Annotated in this window: 1 protein-coding gene; it reads left to right on the plus strand. The window is 60.1% G+C overall.

Going from position 1 to position 436, the window contains the following annotated elements; translation table 11 throughout:
• Positions 1–148: 148 nt before the first annotated feature.
• Positions 149–436: hypothetical protein (locus tag AC1RO3_RS08670; RefSeq protein WP_481764030.1), on the plus strand; the 288-nt coding region annotated here is incomplete at its 3' end.

Raw genomic sequence — 436 nt, forward strand, 5'->3', positions numbered from 1 at the left:
GAGCAGTTCGCGGACGTACCGGTACCGCGCGCAGGCGACCTGCTGATCCGCGTGCGGAAGCTTCGGCTGGTGGCGCATAACGGCTGAGGGGTTGACGAATAGCCCACTTTCTCGTATCATTTCCACATCAATTCAACAGGAGAAGTAGATGAGCAACGCCGTTTATCAATACCGCATGCGCACGGCTGGTGGTTCGTGGACCGATTGGCGCAATTGCGACCGTCGCATGCACTGGGATATCCGCACGGCTCCGACTGTGGGTCAGTACGAGTTCGAGACGCAGGCGCTGCTCATCGTTGCCAATGACGCAGATGTTGAGGGCCCGGAGGCGGCCGCGTACGAACGCGGGTATCAGGTCGGCGTCGAAAAGGCGTTGGACGAGTTCCGGACGCTCGTCGATGATGAGACGTACGAAATTGGGGGCCATGCTGCGACG

The sequence above is a fragment of the Dellaglioa sp. CoH-57-MRSF-19 genome (assembly GCF_056781975.1).